Source organism: Marinobacter sp. SBS5 (genome assembly GCF_048285575.1).
Lineage (GTDB): Bacteria > Pseudomonadota > Gammaproteobacteria > Pseudomonadales > Oleiphilaceae > Marinobacter.
In genome coordinates this window covers 1-15,707 of record NZ_JBLWAZ010000005.1, presented here as the reverse complement: position 1 = coordinate 15,707, position 15,707 = coordinate 1, and the positions used below count along the sequence as shown (strand labels likewise).

Annotated in this window: 13 protein-coding genes; 2 read left to right on the top strand and 11 right to left on the bottom strand. The window is 54.4% G+C overall.

Annotated elements, in window-relative coordinates:
* Positions 1–20: 20 nt before the first annotated feature.
* The 3 genes from ACNQ6O_RS14065 to ACNQ6O_RS14055 form a co-directional block, all read right to left on the bottom strand.
* A complete protein-coding gene (locus tag ACNQ6O_RS14065; protein ID WP_418053862.1) occupies positions 21–1,262 on the bottom strand; it encodes a patatin-like phospholipase family protein in 1,242 nt (413 codons plus the stop codon).
* Positions 1,263–1,353: 91 nt separating this feature from the next.
* The gene (ptsP, locus tag ACNQ6O_RS14060; protein WP_418053861.1) at positions 1,354–3,651 is read right to left on the bottom strand and encodes a phosphoenolpyruvate--protein phosphotransferase; all 2,298 of its coding nucleotides are present in this window, start codon (positions 3,649–3,651) and stop codon (positions 1,354–1,356) included.
* Between the two features lie 12 nt (positions 3,652–3,663).
* Positions 3,664–4,194: an RNA pyrophosphohydrolase gene (locus ACNQ6O_RS14055; protein WP_114335856.1), complete on the bottom strand. Its 531-nt coding sequence runs from the start codon at positions 4,192–4,194 to the stop codon at positions 3,664–3,666.
* Between the two features lie 183 nt (positions 4,195–4,377).
* Here ACNQ6O_RS14055 and ACNQ6O_RS14050 point away from each other — a divergent pair, with 183 nt between their 5' ends.
* Positions 4,378–5,034 carry an HAD family hydrolase gene (locus ACNQ6O_RS14050; RefSeq protein ID WP_418053860.1) on the top strand — a complete coding sequence of 219 codons (657 nt, stop codon included), beginning with the start codon at positions 4,378–4,380 and terminating at the stop codon, positions 5,032–5,034.
* A 156-nt stretch (positions 5,035–5,190) separates the two neighbouring features.
* Here the strand turns inward: ACNQ6O_RS14050 and ACNQ6O_RS14045 are convergent, their stop codons facing one another.
* The 3 genes from ACNQ6O_RS14045 to ACNQ6O_RS14035 all read right to left on the bottom strand — a co-directional run bounded on the left by ACNQ6O_RS14045 (position 5,191) and on the right by ACNQ6O_RS14035 (position 7,903).
* Entirely contained in the window at positions 5,191–6,387 is a 1,197-nt protein-coding gene (locus ACNQ6O_RS14045; RefSeq protein WP_418053859.1) for a class I SAM-dependent rRNA methyltransferase, read from the bottom strand.
* Positions 6,388–6,572: 185 nt separating this feature from the next.
* Positions 6,573–6,965, bottom strand: a complete 393-nt coding sequence (gene gcvH / locus ACNQ6O_RS14040; RefSeq protein WP_418053858.1) for a glycine cleavage system protein GcvH — start codon at positions 6,963–6,965, stop codon at positions 6,573–6,575.
* A 47-nt stretch (positions 6,966–7,012) separates the two neighbouring features.
* On the bottom strand, positions 7,013–7,903 hold the full coding sequence (locus tag ACNQ6O_RS14035) for a LysR family transcriptional regulator (RefSeq protein ID WP_418053857.1): 891 nt from the start codon (positions 7,901–7,903) through the stop codon (positions 7,013–7,015).
* Positions 7,904–8,017: 114 nt separating this feature from the next.
* On the opposite strand from ACNQ6O_RS14035, the gene metE reads away from it, so the two are divergent.
* On the top strand, positions 8,018–10,288 hold the full coding sequence (gene metE, locus ACNQ6O_RS14030) for a 5-methyltetrahydropteroyltriglutamate--homocysteine S-methyltransferase (RefSeq protein ID WP_418053856.1): 2,271 nt from the start codon (positions 8,018–8,020) through the stop codon (positions 10,286–10,288).
* A gap of 69 nt (positions 10,289–10,357) precedes the next feature.
* Here the strand turns inward: metE and ACNQ6O_RS14025 are convergent, their stop codons facing one another.
* The 5 genes from ACNQ6O_RS14025 to ACNQ6O_RS14005 form a co-directional block, all read right to left on the bottom strand.
* Positions 10,358–10,963 (bottom strand): DUF2931 family protein, encoded by a 606-nt coding sequence (locus ACNQ6O_RS14025; RefSeq protein ID WP_418053855.1) that lies wholly within the window; start codon positions 10,961–10,963, stop codon positions 10,358–10,360.
* 3 nt (positions 10,964–10,966) lie between these two features.
* Positions 10,967–13,048 (bottom strand): T6SS phospholipase effector Tle1-like catalytic domain-containing protein, encoded by a 2,082-nt coding sequence (locus ACNQ6O_RS14020; protein ID WP_418053854.1) that lies wholly within the window; start codon positions 13,046–13,048, stop codon positions 10,967–10,969.
* A 147-nt stretch (positions 13,049–13,195) separates the two neighbouring features.
* Positions 13,196–14,002, bottom strand: a complete 807-nt coding sequence (cpdA, locus tag ACNQ6O_RS14015; RefSeq protein ID WP_418053853.1) for a 3',5'-cyclic-AMP phosphodiesterase — start codon at positions 14,000–14,002, stop codon at positions 13,196–13,198.
* A gap of 178 nt (positions 14,003–14,180) precedes the next feature.
* A complete protein-coding gene (locus ACNQ6O_RS14010; protein WP_418053852.1) occupies positions 14,181–14,666 on the bottom strand; it encodes a DUF1249 domain-containing protein in 486 nt (161 codons plus the stop codon).
* Positions 14,663–15,283 carry an NUDIX domain-containing protein gene (locus ACNQ6O_RS14005; RefSeq protein WP_418053878.1) on the bottom strand — a complete coding sequence of 207 codons (621 nt, stop codon included), beginning with the start codon at positions 15,281–15,283 and terminating at the stop codon, positions 14,663–14,665. The genes ACNQ6O_RS14010 and ACNQ6O_RS14005 overlap by 4 nt, the downstream gene beginning before the upstream one ends.
* Positions 15,284–15,707: the final 424 nt, after the last annotated feature.

Sequence of the window (15,707 nt, the reverse complement as noted above, 5' to 3'; positions counted from 1 at the left end):
AGTTTTCCAAAGTTAACGCGTTATTCCGCCTTGGAAAACAAGTGCGTGACGTTGCTGAGCCCGGTTGCTAAACGACCCTTCTCCGCCTGTTTCTTACGGCCTTTCGCCACGTATAAGGGCAGCAGTTCACCGTAAAGACTTGTACTGATGGTGCGTTGTTCATCTTCCAGCCGGTCTCTGCGAAGTTTGATGCCGTACTTCGCCAGCTTGGGTTCCAGCTCATCCGCTCGATTCAAAAGATCCCTACGGGTCATCTGATAGGCGTGCTCACACACCATGCGGCGGCTCTGGAAGCTGAACACGTTAGAGAAAAACAGTTTGGCGTCGTCCCGCGTGGGTTCGAACAGCAGGATTTCTTTATCCGGATAATCTCTGGCGTACTGGGCAATTCCCGACTGCATCCGCGAATACACCATGGTGCGGAAGGTCTGAGATAACATATTCGGCATACCGGAATGTGTCAGTTCACCGGCCTTCAAAGAACCCGCACGCACCGCAGCGCTGGCATCGATCGGCACTTGCGGGTTAATCGCGAATACCAAGTCAGCTCCATCCTCGAAAGCCACGGATGCATGCAAGCCTTTTCTCAGAGTTCCATCGACATAATAACGGCCATCAATCTCCACCGGCACATACAAGCCCGGGGAAGCGGTGCTGGCCTGAACGGCTTTGGAAATAGGCACATGGTCAAAACCGGGCGCACCAAAGCACACCGCATCCGTGCTCTCCACATCCGCTGCTACAACGTACAGGCTGCGCTTTAGCTGCCGGAAATCGTTAGTACGGCCCAGCATGGTAAACGCCCGGCGCAGGTATTCGTGCAAGCCTTCGTTATCAAACAATCCCGCGGGTGCCGCCTGAGCAAGAATCGTCAGCGCTTCCAGCAGGCTTTGATCATAAGGGTTGTTAATGAATCGACGGATCGCCGTGCTTAGAAGCTTGGGAACGGCCAACAAACGACTGCCGATCTCACGAAACGCAGGGCGGTAGAAAACATCTGGATGGAAGGGATGCACCTCAGCCTCGTTACGCACGAAAATCCGGCACAACTGGGCAGTGGTTACCTGATTAGCCAAGTGGGACGCAACGAAAGAGCCAGAGCTTACGCCAACGTAGACACTCAACTCATTGAAGTCGAGACCATCGAGCGCTTCGTCGAGAGCCCGCAATGCGCCGATCTCGTAGATACCACCTAACGGCCCTCCGCCCCCTAGGGCTAGGCCTATTTTGGGTGTTGGCTTGAGCTCGGTCGCGTCTGTCATCAACTATCCTTTGTAGGTACTACAGGTCAGATTAACAGTACTAAGCTACCAATTGATTTTAGAGTAAACACACTAACAGCTAAATCAATACTTAAATCGCGGTCTGTTCACACACTGGCGTTTTCACCGGACGAAGGTATCGGCCGAAGCCCGCGTTTCGGAGCGCCAGATCGACACAGCTTTTTATGACATGGGGCGAATCCAGCAGCAAAACGTCTTGTAGCAATTGAACGGCCCATTCCCGGTCGACACTGCGAATCACCGATTTCACTTTCGGCAGACTGGCCGCGTTCATCGACAGCGAATCATACCCCATGGCCATCAACAGCAAGGCTCCGCCCGGGTCGCCCGCCAGCTCACCGCAGATGCCCACCGGTTTACCCACAGCATGGGTGTCTTGCGCGATACGCACCAACGCCTGCAATACCGCGGGGTGATAAGAATGATAAAGCTGAGCAACCCGCGGGTTGTTGCGATCGACTGCCAGCAGATATTGCGTGAGGTCGTTGGAACCAACAGATACGAAATCCACACGATCCGCCAGTTCGCGGATCTGATAGACCGCCGCCGGCACTTCGATCATCACCCCCACTTTGGGCATATGGACATCGTATCCCTCTTCCCGCACCTCGTGATAAACGCGGTAGATCAGGTGCAACGACTCTTCTACCTCAGAGACGTTGCTGATCATGGGCAACATGATTTGCAAGTTGTTCAGGCCTTCGCTGGCCTTGAGCATGGCCCGAACCTGCAACAGGAAAATTTCCGGGTGATCGAGCGTGACCCGGATGCCGCGCCAGCCCAGAAACGGGTTTTCTTCCTGAATCGGGAAATAGGTCAGCGCTTTGTCACCGCCGATGTCCAGAGTACGCATGGTGACCGGGTTAGGGGCAAAGGCTTCCAGCTGCTCCCGATAGTATTCCCGCTGCTCTTGCTCGGACGGGAAACGGTCTTTGATCATGAACGGCACTTCGGTCCGGTACAGCCCGATGCCTTCCGCACCGTGAGAGAGTGACCGCACCACGTCGGTCATCAGGCCGGTATTCACCAGTAAAGGTACCCGGTGGCCATCCAGCGTTTCACAGGGTTTATCCCGCAGCTCTTCCAGCCCACGGAACAGTTCGTCCTCTTCTTCACAGATGGCCTGATAAAACGCTCTAAGATCTGCAGAGGGTGAAGCGAAGATTTGCCCTTCAAAACCATCCACCACCAACTCGCGACCACCGAGCTGGTTGACGGGTATATCCACAAGCCCCATCACGGTAGGCACGCCCATGGCCCGCGCCAGGATGGCTACGTGGGAGTTACTGGAGCCTTTAACCGAGACCAATCCCACCAATTGCCCTTTCGGCACTTCGCCCAGCATCGCCGGGGTCAGCTCTTCACTGACTAAAACCGTGCGCTCAGGGTATTCCAGATGCTTTTGTTCACCTTCCTGCATATGCGACAGCAGGCGGCGGCCAAGATCCCGAATATCCACCATGCGTTCCTGCAGATACAAATCGTCCATCATTTCGAAATGGCGAATGTACTGCTGAATGACCTGTTTCAGGGCACCTTGTGCCCAAATACCTTCCTGAATTTTGCTGACCACTTCACCGGGAAGTGCGCCGTCATCCAGCATTCGCAAGTACACATCAAACAGTGCTTGCTCTTCAGGCCGAAGCTGGGATGCCAAACGGTTGGCAACTCGCTCGATGTCTTCTTTAACCGCTTGAACTGCGCTCCAAAATAGCTCCAGCTCATGGTCAATATCTTCCGCAGGCTTCTCCGGGACAACATCGAGATCTGCTGACGGATACACCACGGTACCGGTGCCGATCGCGACCCCCGGTGCGCCAGGCACCCCGCTGAAACAAACGTCGTGGGCTTCTTCACCAGTTAATGACAGACCGCTGATGGCGCCGGTGGCTTCGCTGTGGGCAATCACTCCGGCCAACTGGGCAGAAATCGTCACCAAAAAGGCTTCTTCACCCTCATCAAAACACCGGGAGTTCTCGCGCTGCTGAACGACCAGAACGCCCAACACGGCGCGGTGGTGAATGATGGGCACACCCAGGAATGAGCTAAAGCGCTCTTCACCGGTTTCCGGAAAGTAACGATAACGGGGATGAGAAGGCGCGTCTTCAAGGTTTATCGGCTCCTCACGGGAGCCCACAAGCCCGACAAGGCCCTCGGAGTGCGCCAGACTGACATTGCCCACCGCGTCTTTATAAAGACCCTCAGTGGCCATCAGGATGTATCGGTTTGAGGCGGGGTCGAGCAGGTAGACCGAACAGACTTCGGTGCCCATTGCTTTCTGCACTCGCGAAACAATGATATCGAGCGCCTCGCTCAGGTCACGGGCGCTGTTCACCTCTTGTACAATACTTCGCAAGATGCCGAGCATGGGGCTATTCCATCATTTTTGGTGTTCCTTCAAACGCCGGTTTGACTCTCCTTTTTGCCACTGTTCCATATTGTGAAACAGTCTGGGGGCCAGTTCTCTCAGCGCGCGCCTATACACTTCTCTTTTAAATGAGATCACTTGTCCCAACGGATACCAGTAGCTAACCCACTGCCAACCGTCGAACTCAGGTGAATCTGTACCATCTACGCGAACATGCGCATCTGGTGACAACATCCGCAACAGGAACCATTTCTGTTTTTGCCCCACACATACGGGGTGCGAGTTGTGGCGTACCATCCTTCTGGGCAGCCGATACCTTAGCCACCCTCGTGTACATGTGATGATCTCCACATCATTGGCACTAAGGCCAATTTCCTCTTCCAGCTCCCGGTACAAGGCCTCTTCAGGCGACTCATTCGGATTTATACCGCCTTGCGGAAATTGCCAGGAGTCCTGCCCTATTCGCCTCGCCCAGAGAACTTCGCCCCTGTGGTTGGCCAGAATGATTCCGACGTTGGGTCTGAAACCGTCTGAGTCGATCACGGCACAGTCCTCGTAATAGTCGGTGGCCGGCTGGGTTTCCAACCGGCGAAATTTGTCCAAGTTGCTCTCATTCTTACAGAATCCCAATGGTTCAGCAAACGCTGCTGCGTGCACCACACCTCACCAGAGCCGTGCTAGACTGTCAGCTTTGCTCAAAAGCCTGTGACAATGGGAGGACGCGGCTTGACGCTCGCAATTTTTGATTTGGATAACACCTTGCTGGCCGGCGACAGCGACCACGCATGGGGAGAGTTTCTGGTGGAAGAAGGCATGGTGGATGCGGAAACGTATCGCCAAGCGAACGACCGCTTTTATCAGGAATACCTGAACGGCGAGCTGGACGTTTTCGAATACCAGCGTTTTGCACTGCAACCGCTGTCCACCCACAGCATGGAAGAGCTGGAATCCTGGCGCGAAGCGTTTATGGCGAAAAAAGTGCAGCCAATGATGCTGGAGAAAGCCGCAAAATTGCTGGCCGACCACCGTGCTCAGGGACACACTCTGATGATCATTACCGCCACCAACCGGTTTATTACCGAGCCGATTGCGGAGCTTTTGGGTGTGGATTACCTGATTGCGACCGAGCCGGAGTTGGTGAACGGGCGGTTTACCGGAGAAGTAGCGGGCACACCGAGCTTTCAGGACGGCAAAGTGGTGCGGCTGAATGACTGGTTAGAGGCCTACAATGACACTCTGGATGGTGCTTGGTTTTACAGCGACTCCCACAACGATGTACCACTGCTGAAATTGGTGCAGAACCCGGTGGCTGTAGATCCGGACCCAACGCTGGAGAAACTGGCTACTGAGAATGGCTGGCCGGTGATGTCGCTTCGGGACTGAGGCTTCCGAGCATCTTAGCCCGCTCACCAACGGGACAGTCTTTCCGGGATACTCTGTGAATACATCCCTGTACGCTCGACAAAATCATCCTTGATTTTGACGAGCCCAGAAAGACTGCCCCGCCGGCGAGCTACATTGGCTGCAACTCTCGCCTTTTTACAAAAAACCCGTCAGCGAGCGCACGAAGCAAGATTTGATGTAATCCGTTTCAGGAATCCCCGGCACAACCGGATGATCCGGCGCCTGATGCCCCTGCTCCAGCAACTGCACAAACCGATCAATCTTACGGCCACTGCCGCGGATAATGTCGATTAACTTTTCCTGCGACAAATGCATGGAGCAAGAAGCAGACACCAGCAACCCGTCACGTTCCAGCAACCGCAACCCCAGCTGATTCAATCGGGCATAAGCCTGCTCACCAGCCTTCTGATCACGGCGGCGCGGAATCAACGCGGGCGGGTCCAACACCACAATATCGAACTTCTCTTTCTCGTCCGCCAGCGCTTTCAAAGCATCAAAGGCATCACCTTCAATGGTATCCACATTATCCAGACCGTTCAGCTTGGCGTTATGATGCACCGAATCCACCGCGGATGATGAAGCATCCACACAAGTTACCTGAGAAGCACCGGCACACGCGGCCTGAATGCCCCAACCACCCACGTAGCTGAACACATCCAATACCCGTTTACCCGGCGCATAGGCTTGCAGCCGCTGACGGTTCATCCGGTGATCGTAAAACCACCCCGTCTTCTGCCCGCCAGCCAACGGCACCTCAAACTGCGCTCCGTTCTCTTCCACCCGCAAAATGTCGGTCTCTGGCCCGTGCGCAAACTCCACGTAATCGGACAGCCCTTCCACCTTGCGCATCTTGCCATCGTTCTTAAGCACCACCACCCGTGGATGCGCCAAACGCTGAACGGCCCGCACAATGGCGTCTTTCATCAGCTCCATACCGGCGGTGGAAATCTGCACCACCACAACGTCATCAAAACGATCCACCACCAGGCCAGACAGCCCATCGCTGTCACCAAACACCCAGCGATAAAACGGCTTATCAAACAACCGCTCCCGCAACGAAAGCGCTGCCTCCATCCGATCCGTCAACCGCTTGGGCGTCATACCCTGGGAAGGTTCCCGACTGATCAAACGACCACAGATCAACGCATGGGGGTTCACAAACACCGTACCCAGTGGCTTGTCATTCGACGCCCGCAACTGAGCCTGAGCCCCGGCTTCGAACTCGGTTAACGGGCTGCGTTTGATATCCACCTCATTGCTGTAAACCCACAAATGGCCAGCACGGAGACGGCGTTCTGCGCCTTTGCGCAGATAGAGAATCGGGAAATCCATTAGTTAATTACCTGAGAGTTCTGTCATTAAGAGGGCCGCAAATTATCGGGGCGTGTTTCCGGGGGCAGGCCTCCCGAAACTGTGCGGAGCCAAGGATGGCGGAGCCCAAGCGTCACATGGATGTGCCGAAGGAGCGTGTTTCGGGAGGCCTGCCCCCGGAAACACGCTTGCACCAATCTAAAACCTTAGCCTTCTGAAGCTACGTGCTCAGCATAGGCTTCAGCATCCATCAGGCCATCCAGCTCACCTTCATCCGCCAGCTTAACCTTGAACATCCAGCCTTCACCATAAGGATCTTCATTAACAATCTCCGGCTCATCCTCAAGCTTCTCATTCACCTCAAGAACCTCACCAGTCACCGGGCTAAACACATCCGAGGCGGACTTCACCGACTCCGCAACACCCGCTTCCTCACCGCCATTGACCGTAACTCCCACTTCCGGAACGCCAATATAAACCACATCACCCAACTGCTCCTGGGCAAAATCCGTGATGCCAACAGTGGCTGTGCCGTCAGCCTCAACCCGCACCCACTGATGAGTATCAAGATATTTAAGATCCGCAGGAATATTGCTCATAATTTGTGTGTCCTGTTGAAAATTTTTGCGCAGTTTAACCGAAGAGCTTAGTTCCAGCGAATGCTACGGGCCAGCTTCATAAACGCAACCAAGTAATCCACCTCCCGGTCACGCTCCCGAAAGCCCAAAAATATCTGCTTCGGCATGCCACCCTTACCCAACTGCAACGCCTTAAGCGGCATTTTCTGGGCGTATTCATCCACTAGCCAGCGAGGTAACGCTGACACCCCGCGGCCGGCAGCGACCATTTGCAGCATAATATCGGTTGTTTCAATCGTTTTGTGGAACGCAGGCGCGGCGTGAGCCGGCAAAAAGAAACGGGTGAAGATGTCCAGCCGCTCCGGCGCTACCGGATAGGTGATCAATGTTTCACTCGCCAACTGCTCTGGCTCTACCCAGGTATTTTCCGCCAGCGGATGATCGCTCGTCACCACCAGCACCTGCTCGTAATCGAACACCGGTTCAAAGCAAACACCGGGGCGGTGCAGCGGGTCTGGCGTGACCAGCAAATCAATATCGTGACCAAACAGCGCGCCCATTCCGCCAAACTGGAACTCCTGTTTAACATCCACGTCCACATCCGGCCACTGCTGCAGATAAGGGCCAACCACCTTCAATAACCACTGGTAACAAGGGTGGCATTCCATACCCACGCGCAAACTGCCGCGCTGGCCTTTGGCGACTTGCCCGATCAGCATCTCCGCGTGTTCAAACTGCGGCAAAAGCCGGTTGGCGAGCGAGAGCAACTGCTGGCCCGCTTGGGTGAACCGCAGCTGCCGCCCTTCCCTGAGCCACACCGGCGTTCCCAACTGCTGTTCTAATTTTCGAATCGCATGACTCAACGCGGATTGCGTCAAATGCAGCTGCTCGGCCGCCGCGGTGAGCGAGCCCTGCCGCTCAACCGCTCGAAATATTTCTAAGTGACTGCGCTCAATCATGGCTTAACCGTGAATTCTGCTCATGGATTGTTGAGATAATACCATTTTTATTCATCACCCAAACCCCATAACCTTGCCTACCTACTTACAACAGAAACCACCAAGGGCAGCATCATGGCTACGACACACAACCTCGGTTTTCCCCGCATCGGCGGTCAACGAGAACTGAAATTCGCACTAGAACATTACTGGGCAGGCCGTAGATCTGAACAGGACCTGTCTACAACCGCCGCGGAGCTGCGCCAACTCCATTGGCAGCAGCAATCTGGCTTGGACTTTGTACCGGTTGGGGATTTCTCGCTCTACGATCAGGTGCTCGACATGTCTGTCACGCTGGGCAACCTACCGGCTCGCGCGGCGGATAAAGAAGGAAACGAGCTAGACGCCTACTTCCGTGCAGCCCGCGGCCGCGGCGCTAACGACAGCCCCTGCTGCGCCATCGCGGCCGGCGAAATGACCAAATGGTTCGACACCAACTATCACTACATCGTTCCGGAGTTCACTGCCGACACCGAATTCAAGCTGAATACGGAACGGCTGATCAACCAGCTTGCTGAAGCACAGCAACAGGGTGTCGCGGCGAAACCGGTTATTATTGGCCCCGTTACTTACCTGTGGCTTGGCAAAACCTCCGACGGCAGCAACCGCCTTGATCTACTGGAGCGCCTGCTGCCTGCCTATTCGCAATTGCTGGAAATTCTCGCCGATGCCGGTGCCGAATGGGTACAAATCGACGAGCCCGCGCTGGTTACAGAACTGGATGCCAACTGGCGTTACGCCTTCAACCTCGCCTATCACCAACTGAAAGCCAACCGCCCGAAGCTGTTGCTGGCAACTTACTTTGGCGAGCTGCGCAACAACCTGCAACTGGCGTGCGAGCTGCCGGTCGCCGGGGTGCATCTGGATGCCATCAGCGCACTGGATGAGGTTAACCGAATTGCGGATTGGCTGCCGACGCACAAGGTTCTGTCGCTGGGTGTTATCAGTGGTAGAAATATCTGGAAAACCGATCTGAACAAAACCTTGGACTGGCTGGAGCCGGTGCATGAAAAACTTGGCGACCGCCTATGGTTGGCACCGTCTTGTTCGCTGCTTCACGTGCCCGTCGATCTTGCACAGGAAACCGGCCTGGACCCAGAAATCCGTAACTGGCTGGCCTTTGCTCTGCAAAAGCTCGAAGAGCTTCAGGTGCTTACCCGCGCTCTGAACGAAGGTCGGGAGTCCGTCCAACAACAACTAACGCATAATCAGTCAGCCATCGACAGCCGCCGTAACTCGACTCGCGTTACCAACCCGGATGTTCGAGCAGCGGTAGCAGAGATAACGGCAGAACTTGGCAATCGCCAAAACCCTTATGCGCAGCGCATTGCGCTTCAGCAGCAAAAATTTCAGCTGCCAGCGTTTCCGACCACCACCATCGGCTCGTTTCCACAAACCCCGGAAATCCGCCAGGCACGTTTGCAGTTCCGCAAAGGCGATTTGGCGGCAGCAGACTATGAAGCCCAAATGAAAGCGGAGATCGAACGCTGCATTCGCAACCAAGAAGCCTTGGGGCTGGACGTTCTGGTTCACGGTGAAGCCGAACGTAACGACATGGTGGAATACTTCGGTGAGCAGCTGGAAGGCTATGCCTTCACCCGTTTTGGCTGGGTGCAATCGTACGGTTCGCGCTGCGTTAAGCCGCCCATCCTGTTCGGCGACATCCGCCGCCCGAAGGCTATGACCGTAGACTGGATTCGCTATGCCCAATCACTGACCGACAAACCCGTGAAAGGCATGCTGACCGGGCCAGTGACCATACTGAACTGGTCGTTCGTGCGAGACGATCAACCCCGTAAAGACTCGTGCCTGCAACTGGCACTGGCCATTCGCGAGGAAGTTCAGGATTTGGAAAAAGCCGGCGTGAGCATCATCCAGATCGACGAAGCCGCTCTGCGCGAAGGCTTACCGCTTCGCCAATCGGACTGGGAAGGTTATCTCGACTGGGCGATCAACAGCTTCCGCATTGCCGCCAATGGCGTAGAGGACAGCACTCAGATCCACACGCACATGTGTTATTCGGAGTTCAACGACATCATCGAGGCCATCGCTCGCATGGATGCCGATGTGATTACCATCGAAACCTCACGTTCCGACATGGAGCTGCTGGATGCATTCAAGAGCTTCGAGTACCCGAACGACATCGGACCCGGTGTGTATGACATCCACTCGCCTAACGTTCCCAGCAAGGAGCAAATCATTAACCTGATGAAGCTCGCCGCGGAGCGCATTCCGGCCGAAAGGCTGTGGATTAACCCGGACTGCGGGCTGAAAACGCGGAAGTGGGAAGAAGTCACCCCCGCGCTGGAGACCATGGTGGCCGCGGCTCAGGCGTTGCGGGCATAAAGTAAACAGAGAAAGGGTGTGCCGAACGGCGCACCCTTGTAGGCTTTCTATGGATGAAAAGGTAATGATTTACCAACCTTCTGATGGTATGCCGTGCTCCTTGAGGTAAGCTCCGTGCTCTTCGAGATATTCTGCCGTGCGCTCTTTGAAGGCATTTACATCCCCTTCCACTTCAACACCTGATAAACGCATCACTTCCACCGCATTCGTGATCTGGTTCATCATCCACACCACAACTTCCCCGCCGGGAGCCAGTCCCAAAACCAAGGTGCTTCTGGGTTTAAAACTGACCGTGCCGTTTTGGTTAAGGCGCTTTGCCGGCTCTAGCATGCGCTCCTTCAAATCCGGCGGCACTCGTATCAGGATTGCGTAGTACTTCTGTTCAGAAAACGAGAACCAATGCAGCGCCATCAAATTGGGAAAGGGCTCCATTGCACCACCCCCTCCACTAGGCCCATAAGGCCCCTGCCAGCAACACCCCAAAGAACCTACCGGCACACGCCAGCTTCGTTCACCCGATTTTTCTAGATGCAAATTAAGCACCCACATATCATAGTGCTGAGGGGCCGCAACGCCGACATACCAATAAGGACTCTCTTGCTTGAAAGTGTTGCAACCAACCAGTGACAAGTACGCAATAACCAAAATCAGATTTCGAATAATCGACACAACCATTCCTTAAACATTGGGGTAAGCAACTCGCTCACCGGAATCAGTGGGCGCATTAGGGCTAAAATTACGACCGATACGGAACGAAGTCAGTGTATCTCCAAGGGCTAACTCGAGTGGATTGTAGTGAGCGGAATAGTGGGTATAGCGTTGCCTGATCAGATTTCGGTGCTCCGTACTTAGCTTCGGTTTATCAATTCCTCCAGCAACCTGTTCTAGGAGTGCATTTGCAACGGGCTCTAGCTCTTCAGGCAATCGATGCTCAGCTTCTTCCGGGTCAATCGCCTTGAACGGAACCCCGCGTTTGGCAGCTAATTCATGCATGACCTTAAGCCCCACCCGAGAATATTCACCACGTATTTGTCTAACCATTTTCAAGGAGAGCTCCACTCTACCGCTTGGTGCAGGGTGCTCTAGCTTATTCTTCACCACGCTAAGGCTCGGCTCGCTTTCCACTTTATCAACACCGGAGATAGAGTGGCGGCCCATCGATAGTATTAGAGGCAGACTGAATGAACCTATCCATCCCTGCGCCAATTTTTTCTGCTTCAGTGCCACAAGGCTATCCCATTGCATCGTTTGCTCTGGCCACCTCACCCGATTCGACGGAACTAAATGCGGCGGACTTATCAGGACCTCCTCGCGCTGAGTGTCGGGATAGCCCCCGCCGATATCTGAGTGAGCGCCTAGCAAGCTGATTTCACGGAAATTATCCGAGAGACTGCCATTGGCTGCTCTTAAACTATTTAACGCAAAATTTTCTCGGTGCTCATCTTCAGCTACTAACTGAACGGCATGCCCAACCTTTGTAGGGTCTAGGTATACTTGAACTGGATCATTTCGGTGATTGCCCGCCCAAAAGTCCAGAGCCTCCGGATTAATAACCGCCGCAACAGTATCAAACAGCCCTACAAACCTAATCACCACTTTGTTTGGCCACTCCATTTGATGGCTTGCTAAAATCTGGCCAAGCACCCCATCTCTTCCTAAACTTATCTCACGAACAGCATGACGCGCTGCAGCAGCCCCGCGACTGAAACCAAACAAGTCAAAGCATAATTCCTCTATTGGGTCAGCCAAGGCCAGCATACTAATCTGCCTGACCACGCCCGCTAACGCTTCTTCAACCTGGCTAATTATTCCAGTATCGCCTATCCCAGTAGCGGCCCCCACTAGGGAGTCCCCCTGTCCAGTTTTGGTACCTACACCCCCCACATATACCGAGCGTCGATGAATAGTTTTATTTGAATCAGCTACGCTCGAGCGATCGTAAAGATCGGCCAATTTGGCCACGTTCGTGGGAGCATTCCCATAACTCCCTCCCATCATTAACGCAAGACGGTATGAACACTCTTCCTCCGATATCTCCCCTCGCTCGAAAGAATGAACACACTCCTTAGCCGCACGTTCCTCCAGCTCCCTCGAGTTCTCGGCGTTATTCAAGGTGCCATCTGTGAAGATGCCGATTTCGAGGTGAATTTCCTGAGGTTTTTTTGAGGTTTCGGGCTCATCGTCTTGAGCTGTGGATAAGGCAAGTGGCGCCAATGACTGTGCTGGGAAACTCGTCGTTGAGTTTTTGGATGACGGTCGTTGTTGCCGAGCCTCTTCCTTCTGTTTCTCCCGATACTCTGAGCCGAACTGACTGGCTCCGAGGTAGCCAACACTTCCAATGCCTTGGTAGGCTAGCTGCTGCGGTGTAATGCCGTGTCGGTTCAGTGCTTCCACGCTGCTGCGTATTTCGGAGTTGGCTACACCCTCACCCAAAACCCAGTGTTCAGGGCTATCACCAGAGCTCTGCCAATACACCACCGGAGCTGAAGGCTCACCATCGACAACCTCATGGACTAGCCAGAGTTCGCCTTCGTCAATTCGACGCACAACCTCCTCAACTAACCCAGTTCGGTAATGTCTTGCGGCTCGACCTCCGGCAGGGTATGTATTAACTCGCCCTAGCAAACGCTCAACGTCCACTTTGTTGGCGTTATGACTGTTATCTAGGATTAGGGATTTAGCTTTTACAGCGGCAAAAAATGGGGATTCCAGCCTGGGAAGATCTGCGGCACGCAAATCCCAGGTGCTTACAATTTTCATGGCTCGTCATCCGTTGACTGAGGGTGTTCGTCCTTGTGAAATCGTATTCACAGCGTTGCTATCGTAACAAACTGATCATCCCAATCAGTGAACTGCCTTCCAGTGGCGAGCAGGAGTTTCCCAAGAGTTAAGCGAATCGTCTTGAGGTCAATATCCGGTGCTATTTTCATCCAGTTCGAACTCGAACCGGCTTGCTCTGCGGACTTCGGTAACAACACTTCCTGAAGGGTCTAACTCAATCCACCGGTAACCTGGCGCACGGGGTTCTACCGAGAAATCACTGGCTCCGGCGGTAAACTGGATGCATGTGGAGGGGGTGGCGAGCAATTGAACACCATTCCGTTGCTCGCTAAGCTCTTGATGGATATGCCCCCACAGTACAACTTTCACCTGCGGGTGCTTATCGATGATCTGCCAAAACGCCTCTCGAGTTTTCAGGCCAATTTTTTCCATCCAATCGGAACCAATGTCCACTGGGTGGTGGTGCAGGCAAACCATGGTGGGTAGTTCGGGCTGTTCAGAAAGTACGCTGTCGAGGTGAGCCAGTTCTTCGTCAGACAACTCGCCGAACACTTTTCCATGAACGGAAGAGTCGAGCATCACGAAATGCCAACCGCCCTGCACCCACTGGCGCTGATCTGCTTGAAACTCTGCGGCAACAGCATTCATCAGCGGGGTATCGTCGTGGTTGCCCGCTATCCAAAGCGAGGGGCACTGGAATACCTGCAGCTGTTCCCCGAAATATCGGTAGGCTTCAGCCGAAGCATCTTGAGAAATGTCGCCGGTGGCCAACACTAAGTCGGGCTGCCCGTGCACCTTCAGCACTTCATCAATAACCGCAGCCAAGCTGTCTCGGGTGTTAACGCCCAGCAAGGCTCCGTCTGACTGCGCGGTCAGGTGGGGGTCCGTCAACTGCAGCACCCGTAACGGGCGCTTGGGGTCAGAGTTGGTCATGCAAGCCCTGCTGTTGTCCATGCGACTGGTTAGAATTGTTCTTAGTGTACGATGGCTGTGCCTCGTTTCATTGGCAGAGAATTAAGGATATGTCACATTCTCACCAATCGCGCTTATTATTTTTCAGTATTTAACAACTATGGCTCAGGCCTGCGCCCCCGGCAATGTGCACCTAAGCTCAGTTTCCGCCTTGACCAGCGGTCCAAACGGCGTGTTCCATGGGAAGGTGACCGAAGCGCAAACAGTAATCCAACCAGTCGGCAAGAAAGCCGTTAATCTGGACCTTTTCATCCGGATGGTGCATGAAGCGGTTCGGGTAATCGTTCACCGGGGCAATATGCCGATGACGGTAACAGCTAATCACCTCAGCCATCGTCGCATCGTGATAGACACGCACAGTCATCCTAGGGTTGTTGAGCCAACGGCCGCTGTTATGTATCTGTTCCAGCAGGAGAGTTTCTGTGAACTTTGCGGTTTGCAGTCGCTCGATTCGCACCCGGCCCAGATACTGATCTTCACGGTGCAATTCGATTTCACACACGTCGTCATCATCAGCATCAAGCTGTCTCAGCTTCCGCAGCCGGTGATAGTTGCCATCACACAGCGCGCCCAGCTGGCGCAAGTCCGGCACGTATCGTTTTGGTCGCTTCACCCATTCGGTCATACCCGCCACTCCTTACGCAACCTGTCTCGGTTCAGTTGCAGCCATTGAATGGCGATGATGGCAGCCGCGTTGTTGATACGGCCGTCGGCGATCATGGCGAAAGTTTCTTCAGCCGAGACGACATGAGAAAGAATGTCTTCATGCTCATGCTCGACGCCAAACACTCCACCAGCGTCGGCTGTGCTGACCTGTCCACAATAGAGGTGAATCATTTCGGTGGTGCCGCCCGGCGATACCATGTAGTCACAGATTTTGTCGAGTCGGCTGAAGCTCAGGCCGGCTTCTTCTTGGCCTTCTCGTTGTGCAACGTCTTCGGGACTCTCACCGTCTTCGTTCATGCCGGCCACGAGTTCAAGCAGCCAGGGCGATTGGTTACGCCCCAGAGCGCCGAGCCGAAATTGTTCAAGTAATACGACTTCGTCCCGTTCTGGATCATAGGGCAGTACGCAGGTGGCGTCGCCGCGGATGAAGAGTTCGCGGGTGAAGGTGGGCATTTCACGGCCATCGAAGCGCGGGTGGGTCAGCCAGAGCTTGTCCATGCGGAAGAAGCCCTGGAAGACGGTTTCGCGTTTTTCGACTTTGACGTCGTTGGCTGTGAACTGGAACGGTTTTGGCATCGGTTCTTCCGGTTTGGTAATCGGTTTTGAACGATAGCCTTTGACGTTGGTTGGGTGCAAGGGGCCAGATACTGGCCAGGCCTGATCATTTTGCCACCAGCCTTCTGATTCGTTGCATTGCAGGCATTGGGGATCCCTTTCCAAAAAACGCTCCTTCGGCCCCCCTCCGGGGTCCGGCCCGCAATCGCAGATTGCGGTCGTTCGACTGTCGCATGAAGCTTTGCTTCATAAGCGCTCGGCCGAACCCATGTGGCGCTTCTGCTCCGCCATCCATGGCTGCGCACATTTTTGGAAAGGGATCCCCAATGCCCGCTTCGAGCTTCGAGCAATACGCCAATAAAGGTCTTTTCGTGGCCTGTATAACTGCCAAGATCGATTGAGCATGGCGGGGGCGGCCGTACAGAAATTTGCGGAGCCATGGATG

Excerpts from the sequence above, each read along its gene's own strand:
- ACNQ6O_RS14065 (WP_418053862.1), bottom strand. The coding sequence starts at position 1,262 with ATGACAGACGCGACCGAGCTCAAGCCAACACCCAAAATAGGCCTAGCC.
- ptsP (WP_418053861.1), bottom strand. The coding sequence starts at position 3,651 with ATGCTCGGCATCTTGCGAAGTATTGTACAAGAGGTGAACAGCGCCCGT.
- ACNQ6O_RS14045 (WP_418053859.1), bottom strand. The coding sequence starts at position 6,387 with ATGGATTTCCCGATTCTCTATCTGCGCAAAGGCGCAGAACGCCGTCTC.
- gcvH (WP_418053858.1), bottom strand. The coding sequence starts at position 6,965 with ATGAGCAATATTCCTGCGGATCTTAAATATCTTGATACTCATCAGTGG.
- ACNQ6O_RS14035 (WP_418053857.1), bottom strand. The coding sequence starts at position 7,903 with ATGATTGAGCGCAGTCACTTAGAAATATTTCGAGCGGTTGAGCGGCAG.
- metE (WP_418053856.1), top strand. The coding sequence starts at position 8,018 with ATGGCTACGACACACAACCTCGGTTTTCCCCGCATCGGCGGTCAACGA.
- ACNQ6O_RS14025 (WP_418053855.1), bottom strand. The coding sequence starts at position 10,963 with ATGGTTGTGTCGATTATTCGAAATCTGATTTTGGTTATTGCGTACTTG.
- ACNQ6O_RS14020 (WP_418053854.1), bottom strand. The coding sequence starts at position 13,048 with ATGAAAATTGTAAGCACCTGGGATTTGCGTGCCGCAGATCTTCCCAGG.
- cpdA (WP_418053853.1), bottom strand. The coding sequence starts at position 14,002 with ATGACCAACTCTGACCCCAAGCGCCCGTTACGGGTGCTGCAGTTGACG.
- ACNQ6O_RS14010 (WP_418053852.1), bottom strand. The coding sequence starts at position 14,666 with ATGACCGAATGGGTGAAGCGACCAAAACGATACGTGCCGGACTTGCGC.
- ACNQ6O_RS14005 (WP_418053878.1), bottom strand. The coding sequence starts at position 15,283 with ATGCCAAAACCGTTCCAGTTCACAGCCAACGACGTCAAAGTCGAAAAA.